Below are 12,198 nucleotides of genomic sequence, written 5' to 3'. Positions count from 1 at the left end.
TCCTGACCCGCGCCGCCTGGTGAGGCGGGTGCTCCCGCTCCGTTCCTCTCCTCGCGGCAGGCGCCGCTGACTGCGGGGCTGACGAGCCGCCACTTGCTTCCCGGTTCGTCCGCAGATTTGGCCGGATCACCCCTTTAGACATGGTCTGAATCCTGATTCACTGGGAAAAAGTGAATCAGGATTCAGACCATGGCCTATCGCACCACCGAAGCCCGACTGGACCGCGACCAGGCGCAGCGCCAGCTCATCCTCGCCTGTGCCCTGCAGCGGGTCAGCGCCGGTGGTTTTGCCGCGCTGACCATGCAGGCGCTGGCCGAGGATGTCGGTATCGCCACCGGCAGCCTGTACCGCCATTTCCGCAGCAAGGGCGAGCTGGCAGCGGAAGTCTTCGCCAGCGCCAGTCAGCGTGAGGTCGATGCCCTGGCCAGCGCCCTGCGCGGCACGGGCAGCGCGACGCAGCGCCTGCGTGGCGGCCTCGAACAATTCGCTGCCCGCGCCTGGCACAGCCGGCGTCTGGCCTTTGCCCTGATCGCCGAACCGGTCGACCCGGAAGTCGACGAGCAGCGCCTGCTCTACCGCGAGGCCTATGCCGAGCTGTTCATCGAGCTGCTCGAGGAGGGCGTTCGCGTCGGCGAGTTTCGCGTCGAACGGATTGGCCTGGTGGCAGCCTGCCTGGTTGGCGCCATCGCCGAAGCCCTGGTCGGACCGCTGTCCCCGCCAGCCCGCGCCGCCCGCGAAGCCGGACAACCCACACTGGAACTGGCGCAGGTCAGCGCCGGCCTTGCCACCTTCTGTCTGCGCGCCGTCGGCGCCGAGGAACCCACGCGATGAAACCCAGCCTGCACGCGGAAACCCACGAGGTGTTCAACCAGGTACCGAGCCTGGACGGCGCCAATCTCTACCGCCTCGACCTGCCGCTGCAGGAGTGGATTCGGCGCTACGACGGCGGCTGGGCGGACGAGCGCCTGAGTGCCTACGGCGCCCTGGCCGGTGGCGCGCTGATGCAGGCGGGCTTCCTCGCCAACGAGAACAAGCCGGTGTTCAAGAGCCATGACCGCTATGGCAACCGCATCGACCTGATCGAGTTCCACCCGGCCTATCACGAGCTGATGCGCACGGCCATCGAGCATGGCCTGCCGTCGCTGCCCTGGACCGATCCCCGAGCTGGCGCCCATGTCGCCCGTGCCGGTCTCACCTACCTGCACAGCCAGGCCGAGGCCGCCAGCGGTTGCCCGCTGACCATGACCTTCGCCGCCGTGCCGGCCATCAGTCTGCAGGCCAACGTCGCCGAGCAGTGGCTGCCGAAGATCCTCGCGACCGAGTACGACCCGCGCAACCTGCCGATGGAACAGAAGAGCGGCGTCACCATCGGCATGGCCATGACCGAGAAACAGGGCGGCACCGACGTGCGTGCCAACACCACGCGTGCCTATCCCATCGGCCTCGGCGGGCCGGGGCAGGGCTACGAGCTGGTCGGTCACAAGTGGTTCTGCTCGGCGCCGATGTGCGACGCCTTCCTGACCCTGGCCTACACCGACCGTGGCCTGTCCTGCTTCCTCCTGCCGCGCCATCGCCCGGATGGCTCGCGCAACGAGTTCTATGTCCAGCGCCTGAAGAACAAGCTGGGCAACTGGGCCAACGCCTCCAGCGAGGTGGAATACCGTGGCGCCTTCGCCTGGATGCTGGGTGAGGAGGGGCGCGGCGTGCCGACCATCATCGAGATGGTGGCCATGACCCGCTTCGACTGCATGGTCGGCTCCAGCAGCCTGATGCGCCAGGCCCTGACCCATGCGGCGCACCACTGCGCGCATCGCCAGGTCGGCGGCAAGCTGCTCGCCGAGCAGCCGCTGATGCAGAACGTGCTGGCCGACCTGGCGCTGGAAAGCGAGGCGGCGCTGGCGCTGTGCATGCGCATGGGCCGGGCGCTCGACCATCAGCATGACGAGCAGGAGGACAAGTTCGCTCGCCTGGTCACCGCCGTGGGCAAGTACTGGATCTGCAAGCGCGCCCCGGAAATGATCTACGAGGCCAGCGAATGCATGGGCGGTGCCGGCTACGTCGAGGAAACCATCATGCCGCGCCTGTACCGCGAAGCACCGGTCAACTCGATCTGGGAAGGTTCGGGCAACGTGCAATGCCTGGACGTGCTGCGCGCGCTGTCCAAGGAGCCCGGCGTGCTCGACGCGCTGTTCACCGAGCTGGGTGACGGCCATGGTGATGCCCGCCTCAAGGCGCATATCCAGCGCCTGCAGGCGGACTTCCGTGACACCGCCGACATCCAGTACCGCGCACGCCAGCTCACCGAGGACATGGCCGTGGCACTGCAGGCCAAGTTGCTGCTCGAGGCGGGCAACAGCCTGGTGAGCGATGCCTTCATCGCCAGCCGTCTGGAAGGGCGAGGGCGGGTCTACGGGACCTTGCCGCGTGGCGTCGATGTCGAGGCACTGCTGGCGCGCAGCACGCCACACCTGGCCTGAGGTTCAGGCATCGATCGCCTGATGCGCTGTTTTTTGGCGCAACAGGCGAGTAATCTGGCGGCCGATGGTTCTGCGTGCGCACGCGTCACGCGGATGAAAAGGGAACAGGGTGCGGCGACTCTCGCCAAGGCCCTGGCTGCCCCCGCAACTGTAAGCGGCGAACGACACCCCTTGTGCCACTGACGATGGTCGGGAAGGCGGGTGAAGTGGCAAGCCGTGAGCCAGGAGACCTGCCATCGCTCACGGGCGTATTGCCCTTTCTCCCATCCGAATCGTCGCGCGGTGGGCGCGGCCAAGGAACCCCAATGCATATCGAACCCGGTGTCGTCGAAGGCGCCAAGATCCTGCTCAGCTACGCAACCGCCGTCAGCGCTCTCGGCCTCACCGCCAAGCTCGCCCTGGACAGCATCCGCAACAACGGCGGCGTCGCCGCACTGGCACTGCGCAGCCTGCTGACCACTGCGCTGGTGTTCTGCTTCTTCGAGGTTTTCCCGCACCACGCCGTGGGCGTGTCCGAGGTGCACCTGATCCTCGGCTCGACCCTGTTGCTGCTGTTCGGCGCCGGCGCCGCCGCCATCGGCCTGGCCGCCGGCCTGCTGCTGCAAGGGCTGTTTTTCGCGCCCTTCGACCTGCCGCAGTACGGGATGAACGTCACCACGCTGCTGGTACCGCTGTGGGGCATCAGCCTGCTGGCCAAGCGCATCGTCGCGCCGGGCACCGCCTACGTGGACCTTTCCTACAAGCAGGCGCTGGCGCTGTCGACTGCCTACCAGGGCGGCATCGTCGCCTGGGTGGCATTCTGGGCCGTCTATGGCCATGGTTTCTCCGCCGAAAACCTGGCGGCGGTGGGCAGCTTCGGCCTGGCCTACATGAGCGTGATCCTGGTCGAGCCGCTGATCGACCTGGGCGTGCTGGCGGCTGCCAAGACGCTGTCGCGTTTCAGCCAGGGGCCACTGTTCAACGTGCGCCTGCACCAGGCGGCCTGATTCCGCTGATCAGCGGCGGCGCTGCCAGATCATCTGGCCGCTATTGCTCTCGGTGACCAGGTACTGGTCACTGAAGCGGTAGTAGGCCGCCGGGCGATAGTCGGGCGCGCCGCTCAGACGCACCATCAGCAGGCCGTCCTGACTGCGCCAGTGGCCGCTGTACTGCACTTCGCCCGGGCTGTCGTAGCTCCACTCGGCGCCACCTGCGGCGGAGCGGCTCCACTGCGTGACGCTGCCGTCCGGGTTCAGCTGCAGCGTCATCACGCTGTTGAACGAGGCGAAGCTGGCGCCGCCGCTGTTGACGATCTTCTCGTGCACCCAGGTACCGATCAGCGCCGGGTCGTGAATGACGGCGACGGCAGGCGCCTGCTCGGCCTGCGCCGCTTCGCGCTGGAACAGGGCCTGGCGCTCCAGCACCTGCCCGTTGCGCGGGTCGCGTGCGGCGATCGAGGCGTTGAGCATCGCGTTGGCGTAGGTGGCATTCATGTTCGCCAGCAGCAGGCCGGAGCGTGGATCACTGATCTCGGCGCGCAGCAACTGGCCGTCGTAGTGGCCCCTGAGGGTCAGGCGCAGGCTGCGGTTCTCCACATATTGCCCCTCCACCTGATCACCCTGCTGGTGCAGGATCAGCTCGGCGGGCTGACCGTCGAGCGTCGCCTGGTAGTGGCCATCGAGTTCGCCGGCACGGGCGCCGAGACACACGGCGACGGCCAGCAGCAGGCAGAGTGCTCGAAGCATGGGGGTGACCTCTGGGCAATTGCTGCAAGCCTAGCTGCTGGCATCGTGCCGCGAGCGTCGTCGCGCTATGTTTTCGTCGGCGTATGCAGGCAAGATAGGGATGTCCGTTCAGTCAGGAAGATGCATCGTGAAAGCCTGCTCAGATGATTTCATCGTTGTTCACACCCCCGAGGAGGCGGTGGACCGTCTCGCCGCCCTGCACCAGGAGGCCACTGGTGCGTTGAGCCAGGCGCTCAAGCGTTATCTCAAGGAGCGCATCCGTCCGGACGCCAGCGAGCACTGCCTGTTCCGCTACCCCGAGCTGCGCCTGACCTACCTGTGCCAGGGCGAGGTGCCGACCACCGTGCGCGCCTATGCCAAGGTGCAGGTGCCGGGAACCTACGCCATCACCGTGACCCAGCCGGCAGCGTTCCGCAAATACCTGCTGGAGCAGTTGCGCCCGCTGATGAACGATTTCACCCTGCGCGTGGAAGTCGGCCGCAGCCAGCAGAACATCCCCTATCCCTACGTGGTCGAGGGCGGCGATGAGCTGGCCGGCAGTGGCGTGACCGCCGCCGAACTGGCGCGGGTGTTCCCCAGCACCGATCTGTCCGCCGCCACCGATGGCACGGCCGATGGCCTGTACGACTGGGAGAACATCGACCCGCTGCCGTTGGCGCTGTTCGATGCGGCGCGCACCGACTTTTCCCTCAAGCGCATCCAGCACTACACCGGCAGCGACTGGCGCCATGTGCAGCCGTGGATCCTGCTGACCAACTATCACCGCTATGTCGATCAGTTCATCCGCCATGGCCTGGACATGCTGGTGGGCAACTCGCGCTTCAGCCGCATGGTGCTGCCGGGCAACGTGGTGATCAGTCGCGGCATGACCGAAGGCGAGATGCAGGCGATCATCGAGAACGTGGTCTGGCACCGCTACCAGATGCCGGCCTATCACCTGCAGGCCGAGGATGGCCACGGCGTGACCCTGGTCAACATCGGCGTCGGCCCGTCCAACGCCAAGAACATCACCGATCACCTCGCCGTGCTGCGTCCGCACTGCTGGCTGATGATCGGCCACTGCGGCGGCCTGCGTCAGTCGCAGACCATCGGCGACTACGTGCTGGCGCACGCCTACATGCGCCGCGACGGCATTCTCGATCGCGTGCTGCCGCCGCATATCCCGCTGCCGGCGCTGGCCGAGGTGCAGCAGGCGCTGCAGGAGGCGGCCAAGCTGGTGACCGGCGAGCAGGGTGACGAGCTGAAGAAGCGCCTGCGCACCGGCACCGTGCTGACCTACGACGACCGCAACTGGGAGCTGCGCTGGGCCCAGGAACGACCGCTGATCAACCTGTCGCGCGCGGTGGCGGTGGACATGGAAAGCGGCACCATCGCCGCGCAAGGCTACCGCCTGCGGGTGCCCTACGGCACGCTGCTGTGCGTATCGGACAAGCCCCTGCACAGCGAGATCAAGCTGCCCGGCGCGGCTGGCGCCTTCTACGAGCGCGCCGTGACCCAGCACCTGCATATCGGCATCGCCGCGCTGGAGCTGATGCGCAGCCAGCTCGACTCGCTGCATTCGCGCAAGCTGCGCAGCTTCGACGAGCCGCCGTTCCGCTGACGAGTACCTGCGTGGCCTGGCGCACAGTCCGGCCACGCAGTGGCGACGCCGCATCGCGCTTTGCCTTAGACTGACGCGCATCATGGATGAACGAGGCAATACGCATGGAACAGGCGCGTCTGCTGCTCACCGCGTTGTGGGAGCCCTTCAGTTTTCTCAGTCTTTTCCTCTACACCGGCCTGGCCTTGTTGCTCGGCGCGGGCGCCGGCCTGCTGCTGGCGTTCAAGCTGCAGCGCCTGGGCTGGCTGGCACGCAACAAGCGCTGGCACCACTGGCTGCTCAAGCTCTATTTCCTGCTGTTGCCGCTGGCCGGTGGCTTCCTCGGTTTTCAGGGCGGGATGCTGTACGGCAGCCAGCAGCAGATCTACCGCCATCTCGACAGTTATGCGCCGCTGGTGCAGACCTTGGCCGACGAGGTCTGGAGCGACTTCCAGGCTTATGTCGAAACCCAGGACGAGCAGGGCCAGCTGGCGGTACGTGATGTCAGCGTGCAGGCGCTGCTCGATCAACTGGCGATGGACTACCTGCACAGCGAGCGCCAGGCGGAGGCGGCGCTGCGTGCCGACGCGTCGACCGCCGAGCGGATTGCCCTGGACCTGCTCGACCGTCTGCGCGCCAGCCTGCTGGGCAAGGCCATTGGCGAGCTGGCCGTGGAGAAGACGGCCCGCTACAGCGGGCTCGACGAGAAAGTGCTGACGCAGGTGCTGGATGCGCGTATCGGGCAACTGTTCCAGGCCGACTTCCTGCTCGGCCTGCTCAAGCGGCAGATCGGTCATGTCTTCAAGCCGTTCTACATCGCCCTGCTGATCCAGCTTGGCCTGTTGCTGGCGCTGGTCGCAGCGGAGTGGGGCGTCTCCCGCTGGCTGTGCCAGTTGCCTGCGCGCCAGCCGGCCGAGCCGCTGGCGCAGCTCTGATCTCAGGCTGCGGCGGCCTCGTCGCAGAGCAGCTCCGCGAGCACTGCCCGGTCGATGTTGGCGCCGCTGAGCACCACGGCCACGCGCTGCCCGGCGTTGCGCTCGCGCTCCTGCATCAGCGCGGCCAGGGCGGCGGCACCAGCGCCTTCGGCGAGGTTGTGGGTGTCTTCGTGGTAGCTGCGGATGGCGTCGCGGATCTCGTCGTCGTCGACCCGCACGATGCGCGCTGCGCCGGCACGAATCATGTCCAGCGCCAGCTGCTGCGGCTGGCGACAGGCCATGCCGTCGGCCAGGGTGTCGGCGCGTTCGGTCTGTACCAGACAGCCTTGTTCGAAGCTCTGCGCGTAGGCATCGGCGCCAGTGGCGACCACGCCGACGATCTCGGTGTCGAGGCCGAGCAGGTCGCGGGTGCGGATCATCCCGCAGATGCCCGAGCCGAGGCCGATGGGTACGTAGACCCGACGCAGGTTCGGCACCGCCTCCAGCAATTCCAGGGCGTAGGTGGCGACGCCGCGCACCAGGTCCTCGTGCAGTGACGGCACCCAGTGCAGGCCGTCGCGCTCGGCCAGGCGTGCCGCCTCGGCGCGTGCCTCATCGAAGTCGCGGCCATGCTCGATCACCTCTGCGCCAAGGGCGCGCATCGCGGCGTTCTTCTCGCGGGCATTGCCGTGCGGCACCAGGATGCGGATCGCCAGTCCCGCCGCGCGTGCAGCCAGCGCCAGGCTCTGGCCATGGTTGCCGCGGGTGGCGGTGACCAGGCCACGGACCTGTGGCTCGCGGCGCAGCAGTGCGTCGATGTAGACCAGGCCGCCGCGCACCTTGAAGGCTGCGGTCGGCGCATGGTTCTCGTGCTTGACCCACACCTCGCAACCGCTGCGCTCGCACAGCAGCGGCCAGCTCAGCTGCGGCGTGGGCGTCATGTGACGGTGGACCAGTTGGGCGCTCTGGCGCAGTTGGGTGAGGTCGAACATGGCAGGGGCTCCGGGTGACGTTGACTCGGATGCTAGTGCGGCGCATTGTATGGGTAAATATTTATATTGCATGGCAAGCAATGTGGCTCCCTGATCTGCAAGACAGCGCCTTACCCACCTACCTGGCATTGGTCGAGGCCATCGCCACGGCGATCGGTCGTGGCGAACTCAAGCCTGGCGAACGTCTGCCGCCGCAGCGCCGCCTGGCCTGGACGCTGGGCATCAACCCGAGCACGGTGATGCTCGCTTACCGCGAGGCGGCCCGGCGCCACCTGGTTTCCGGCGAGGTCGGCCGTGGCACCTACGTACTCACTGGTAGCCGCGAGGCCAGCCTGTTCCGTCTCAAGCAGCCGACCGCAGCCGGGGACCTGATCGACCTGTCGACCAACGTCCCGGTGCACGACCCGGACAACCGCGACCTTTCCACCAGCCTCGCGGCGCTGGCGGCCCGTGGCGAGCTGGATATGTTGCAGTCCTATCCCTCGGCGGCACTGGTCGAACGCGCGCACCTGGCGGGCGCCAGCTGGCTGCGACGACGCGGTCTGGAGCTGGCACCCGGTGGCCTGCTGCTGTGTGCCGGTGCCCAGCAGGGGGTGTCGGCCGCTCTGCTGGCACTCTGCGAGGCGGGTGAGCCGATTCTGGTGGAGCGCTACACCGCGCCGGGGATCAAGGCTGCCGCCCGCCAGCTGCGCCTGCCGCTGCACGGTGTGGCGATGGACCGGCATGGCGTCCTGCCCGATGACCTCGATCGCCAGGCGCGTGCCACGGGTGCCCGCGTGGTGGTGCTCACCCCTTGCCTGCAGAATCCCACCGGCGCCAGCCTGGATGGCGAGCGCCGTGCCGCCATCGCCGAGGTGGCCAGGCAGCGTGGGCTGTGGCTCGTCGAGGATGATGTCTACGGCGTGCTGGGCAGTGAGGCGCCCCTGGCGGTGCAACTGCCCGAACGCTGCCTGCTGATCAGCAGCCTGTCCAAGAGCGTGGCGCCGGGTCTGCGCCTGGGCTTCATCGCCGGAGCGCCGCAGTTGCTCGAGCGTATCGATCGCGAAGCCCAGGCCACGCGCTGGGCGGTGGCGCCGCTGAGCCTGGCGCTGGCCTGTGAATGGATCGAGAGCGGCCTCGCCGAACAGCGTCTGGCCTGGCAGATCGACGAGATGCAGCAGCGCTGGCGCCTGGCCGCGCGTGTGCTGGGGGCGCGCATGCCGCAGGGCAGGGCGGTGGCACCGCACCTGTGGCTGGACGTCGAGCCGCCCGTTGCGCTGGCCGAGGCCTGTCGGCAGAAGGGCGTGGAGGTGGTGCCCGCCGAGGTGTTCGCGGTCGAGGCCAATCCGGGGCACGCCGTCCGCGTGAGCCTTGCCGCTGCGCTCAGCCGGGCGCAGCTCAAGCAGGCGCTGGAGGGGATCTCGGCCGCCTGGCCTATCGGCTGAGGGCCATGTGCAGGATCGGGAACGGCCTGCCGCCGCCATCCAGGCGCGAGCGATCCGTGACCACGAATCCCAGGTGCTGATAGAAGCCCACGGCCTGCGGATTCTGCTCGTTGACGTCGACCCGGGTCGCACCCAGCGCGTCGATGGCATGCTGCATCAGGCGTCTGCCCACGCCCTGGCCGTGGCTGTGCGGATCGACGAAGAGCATCTCCACCCTGTCCTCGGCATGACCGAGGAAACCGAGTATCCGCCCGGCCTCATCGCGGGCACAGGTCAGCTGTACGGCGGGGAAATACTGCTCGCGCAGCAGCGGCTTGATCACCTGCAGATCGCTTTCCGGGAGAAAGTGATGGGTGGCACGTACCGCCGCCTCCCAGATCTCCACCAGGGTGGGCAGGTCATCGGGCGTGGGGGTGTCGAGAGTCAGGGGCATGGCGATCGCCGCTCACGGAAAAAACAGGGCGCAGAGCATGCCAGCTCTGCGCCCGTGCTGTCACCGGCTGGCGTCCAGTACCACGCGGTAGCGCGCCTTGCCGCTGCGCAGGTGATCGATGGCGGCGTTCACCTGGCTCATGGGGAAGTGCTCGACCTGCGGCAGGATCTGATGGCGGGCGCAGAACTCGAGCATGCTCGCCATGCTCGATGGCGAGCCCACCGGCGAGCCGGACAGGCTCTTCTGTTGCGGGATCAGGTTGAACACATGCACCGGGATCGCGCTCGGCACGATGCCGACGAAGTGCAGGCGGCCCTTGCCGCGCAGGGTGCCGAGCAGGGCGATCCAGTCGAGGTCGGCACTGGCCGTGACCAGGAGAAAGTCCAGGCTGCCGGCAATCGCCTTCATCGCCGCGCTGTCGGTCGAGGCCACGACCTTGTGCGCGCCCAGGCGCTTGGCCTCGTCCTGCTTGTTCAGCGACGAGGTGAAGGCCGTCACTTCGCAGCCCCAGGCATTGAGGAAACGCAGCGCCAGGTGGCCAAGGCCGCCGATGCCAACGACGCCGACGCGATCGGTGGGCTTGATGTCGAACTCCAGCAGCGGGCTGAACACCGTGGAGCCGGCGCAGAACAGCGGCCCGACCAGCGCCGGGTCGAGTCCGGCGGGCAGCGGCACCGCCCAGGCCCAGTGCGCCCGCAGGCGGTCGGCGAAGCCGCCGTGGCTGCCGACGATGGTCGGCTTCACCGAGCGGCAGAGCTGGTGCGAACCCTCCATGCAGGAGCCGCAGTGCATGCAACTGCCCTTGTACCAGCCGATGCCGACGCGCTGACCCAGCTCGAGGCCGCGAACCTGCTCGCCGAGGCGCACGATGCGGCCGACCACTTCATGGCCGGGGATGAAGGGGTAGCGGGCATTGCCCCATTCGTTGTCGATCATCGACTGGTCGGAATGGCAGATGCCGCAGTACTCCACTGCGACCTCGACCTCTTCGGCGCCGAGTGGCCCGGGGTCGTAGCTCAGGCGCTCCAGCGGCGCCTTTGGGGCGGTGGCGGCCCAGCCGGTGAAGGTGGCGAGTTCGGCGCTGCTGCTCATGGACGGCTCCTGAGTGCTGAAGGTGAATCAGCAGCTTAGTCGCTGTGTCGAGCTGTGGAAGCACCATCAGCGCCGCTTATCGTGGGTTACACTGCACGACCCTGTTCCGCTGAAGCCCGTTGCATGTCGCGCCCTCGTCCTCCTGCCAAGTCTCGTCCTGCTGCGCCACGCCGTGTGGCCAAGGCGCCGCCCGCGCAACCGCGCCTGCTGCTGCTGAACAAGCCGTTCGACGTGCTTACCCAGTTCAACGACGACCAGGGTCGCGCCACGCTGAAGGATTTCGTCGACCTGCCCGGCGTGTATCCGGCCGGACGCCTGGATCGAGACAGCGAGGGCCTGCTGCTGCTGACCAATGACGGTCGCCTGCAGGCGCGCATCGCCGATCCCAGGCACAAGCTGCCGAAGACCTACTGGGTTCAGGTGGAGGGTGAGCCGAGTGACGAGCAGCTGCAGCAGCTGCGCAGCGGCGTGACGCTCAACGATGGCCCGACGCTGCCGGCCGAGGCCCGCCGTCTGGCCGAGCCCGAGCTGTGGCCGCGCAACCCGCCGGTACGCTTTCGCAAGAGCGTGCCGACCGCCTGGCTGGAGTTGGTGATTCGCGAGGGGCGCAATCGCCAGGTGCGACGCATGACTGCCGCTGTCGGCCTGCCCACGCTGCGGCTGGTGCGCGTGGCCATCGGCCCCTGGCGTCTGGAAGGGCTGCAGCCTGGCCAGTGGCGCGAGGTCGCGGCCAGGCTGGAGTGACACTCAGGCGTTTTGTCGCAGCGCCCGGGTGCCGGCGAACATGATCTGAGTCAATAACCGGCCTTGATCACGGCGATACCTTTGTTCAGCACTTCACGCCAGGCCTGACGCACATCGGCGTCGCATTCCTTGTCGTGTTCGCTGATGGTCAACAGCAATGCGTCGAGCCACAGGTCGTAGAGTTCGGGGCGGATGTCCAGATGCTGGCGCGAGTGCGACTCGCCGAGGGCGCGCAACTTGGTGTCGGGCATGCCACGGGCGTGCATCACCAGGTTGAGGATGCCCTGGCGCAGCAGCTGCTTCTGCGCGGTCATGTCGGTGTCGACGAACTTCTCGCGGATCAGTGGTGAACTCGCAAGGAAATGGCGGTAGAAGCTGTCGAAGAAATCTGGGCTGGCGCAGCAGCGTCCATAGCTTTGCATCACCAGATTGGCGGCGCTCATGTGAACTCCTTGTTAACAACGGGCCGTTTCTGCTGACGGCTTGGGGTCGGTGAGAATTGTGTGGGGCGGATGGCGGCTTCAGCCGTGGATGCCGCGCGCGGTCTCGATGATGTAGGTGATGATCGGCTTGGCCAGGAAGGCGAACAGGCACAGTCCCAGGCCGAGGAACAGGATGGCGGTACCCAGGCGGCCGGCCTTGGACTTCTTGGCCAGGTCCCAGATGATGAAGAACATGAACAGGATCAGTCCGCCCACCAGGACGTACATCATCAGCGCTTCGAATTGTTCGGTTTCCATGGAGCCTCGTGATTCGGATGGAAAACGCGGGGCTGGCATTATACGCGCCCTGATCCAGAGCGCGTCGTGATCCTGTACT

The 12,198-nt window shown here is 67.4% G+C and carries 13 protein-coding genes and 1 riboswitch; of the genes, 7 read left to right on the top strand and 6 right to left on the bottom strand.

Annotation, left to right across the window (positions count from 1 at the left end; all coding sequences use genetic code 11):
• Nucleotides 1-189 precede the first annotated feature (189 nt).
• The 3 genes from EWH21_RS20720 (at nucleotide 190) to EWH21_RS20710 (ending at nucleotide 3,463) form a co-directional block, all read left to right on the top strand.
• Nucleotides 190-831, top strand: a complete 642-nt coding sequence (locus tag EWH21_RS20720) for a TetR family transcriptional regulator (RefSeq protein ID WP_277699219.1) — start codon at nucleotides 190-192, stop codon at nucleotides 829-831.
• Nucleotides 828-2,477, top strand: coding sequence for an acyl-CoA dehydrogenase family protein (locus EWH21_RS20715; protein WP_277699218.1), 1,650 nt, complete (start codon nucleotides 828-830; stop codon nucleotides 2,475-2,477). The genes EWH21_RS20720 and EWH21_RS20715 overlap by 4 nt, the downstream gene beginning before the upstream one ends.
• Before the next feature lie 48 nt (nucleotides 2,478-2,525).
• A riboswitch (cobalamin riboswitch) is annotated at nucleotides 2,526-2,730 on the top strand.
• Nucleotides 2,731-2,782: 52 nt separating this feature from the next.
• On the top strand, nucleotides 2,783-3,463 hold the full coding sequence (locus EWH21_RS20710) for an energy-coupling factor ABC transporter permease (protein ID WP_047591527.1): 681 nt from the start codon (nucleotides 2,783-2,785) through the stop codon (nucleotides 3,461-3,463).
• Nucleotides 3,464-3,472: 9 nt separating this feature from the next.
• Here EWH21_RS20710 and EWH21_RS20705 read toward each other — a convergent pair whose 3' ends face one another.
• The gene (locus EWH21_RS20705; protein ID WP_277699217.1) at nucleotides 3,473-4,201 is read right to left on the bottom strand and encodes a hypothetical protein; all 729 of its coding nucleotides are present in this window, start codon (nucleotides 4,199-4,201) and stop codon (nucleotides 3,473-3,475) included.
• A gap of 127 nt (nucleotides 4,202-4,328) precedes the next feature.
• Between EWH21_RS20705 and amn the strand changes: the two genes are divergently transcribed.
• Nucleotides 4,329-5,801 (top strand): AMP nucleosidase, encoded by a 1,473-nt coding sequence (gene amn, locus EWH21_RS20700; protein ID WP_047591523.1) that lies wholly within the window; start codon nucleotides 4,329-4,331, stop codon nucleotides 5,799-5,801.
• 104 nt (nucleotides 5,802-5,905) lie between these two features.
• Complete coding sequence (locus tag EWH21_RS20695) at nucleotides 5,906-6,715, top strand: hypothetical protein (protein ID WP_277699216.1); 810 nt, start codon at nucleotides 5,906-5,908, stop codon at nucleotides 6,713-6,715.
• Nucleotides 6,716-6,717: 2 nt separating this feature from the next.
• Here EWH21_RS20695 and EWH21_RS20690 read toward each other — a convergent pair whose 3' ends face one another.
• Nucleotides 6,718-7,686, bottom strand: a complete 969-nt coding sequence (locus EWH21_RS20690; RefSeq protein WP_134675733.1) for a threonine dehydratase — start codon at nucleotides 7,684-7,686, stop codon at nucleotides 6,718-6,720.
• Nucleotides 7,687-7,766: 80 nt separating this feature from the next.
• On the opposite strand from EWH21_RS20690, the gene EWH21_RS20685 reads away from it, so the two are divergent.
• Nucleotides 7,767-9,110, top strand: coding sequence for a PLP-dependent aminotransferase family protein (locus EWH21_RS20685; protein ID WP_152489615.1), 1,344 nt, complete (start codon nucleotides 7,767-7,769; stop codon nucleotides 9,108-9,110).
• On the opposite strand, the gene EWH21_RS20680 is transcribed toward EWH21_RS20685, so the two are convergent.
• Both EWH21_RS20680 and EWH21_RS20675 read right to left on the bottom strand, forming a co-directional pair.
• Complete coding sequence (locus EWH21_RS20680; protein WP_134675731.1) at nucleotides 9,100-9,543, bottom strand: acetyltransferase; 444 nt, start codon at nucleotides 9,541-9,543, stop codon at nucleotides 9,100-9,102. The two genes, EWH21_RS20685 and EWH21_RS20680, sit on opposite strands and share 11 nt — an antisense overlap.
• A gap of 60 nt (nucleotides 9,544-9,603) precedes the next feature.
• A complete protein-coding gene (locus tag EWH21_RS20675) occupies nucleotides 9,604-10,635 on the bottom strand; it encodes an NAD(P)-dependent alcohol dehydrogenase (protein ID WP_037051661.1) in 1,032 nt (343 codons plus the stop codon).
• Between the two features lie 174 nt (nucleotides 10,636-10,809).
• Here EWH21_RS20675 and EWH21_RS20670 point away from each other — a divergent pair, with 174 nt between their 5' ends.
• Nucleotides 10,810-11,379, top strand: a complete 570-nt coding sequence (locus EWH21_RS20670) for a pseudouridine synthase (RefSeq protein WP_047592187.1) — start codon at nucleotides 10,810-10,812, stop codon at nucleotides 11,377-11,379.
• Nucleotides 11,380-11,429: 50 nt separating this feature from the next.
• Here the strand turns inward: EWH21_RS20670 and EWH21_RS20665 are convergent, their stop codons facing one another.
• Together EWH21_RS20665 and EWH21_RS20660 are read right to left on the bottom strand one after the other, a co-directional pair.
• Nucleotides 11,430-11,822, bottom strand: a complete 393-nt coding sequence (locus tag EWH21_RS20665; protein WP_037051667.1) for a globin — start codon at nucleotides 11,820-11,822, stop codon at nucleotides 11,430-11,432.
• 78 nt (nucleotides 11,823-11,900) lie between these two features.
• Nucleotides 11,901-12,119 carry a DUF2788 domain-containing protein gene (locus EWH21_RS20660; RefSeq protein WP_037051671.1) on the bottom strand — a complete coding sequence of 73 codons (219 nt, stop codon included), beginning with the start codon at nucleotides 12,117-12,119 and terminating at the stop codon, nucleotides 11,901-11,903.
• Between the last annotated feature and the right edge of the window lie 79 nt (nucleotides 12,120-12,198).

The sequence above is a fragment of the Pseudomonas sp. REST10 genome (assembly GCF_029542605.1).
Classification (GTDB): domain Bacteria; phylum Pseudomonadota; class Gammaproteobacteria; order Pseudomonadales; family Pseudomonadaceae; genus Aquipseudomonas; species Aquipseudomonas khazarica.
Note: the sequence above shows the minus strand (reverse complement) of the source record. Positions and strands in the feature narration are given on the sequence as shown.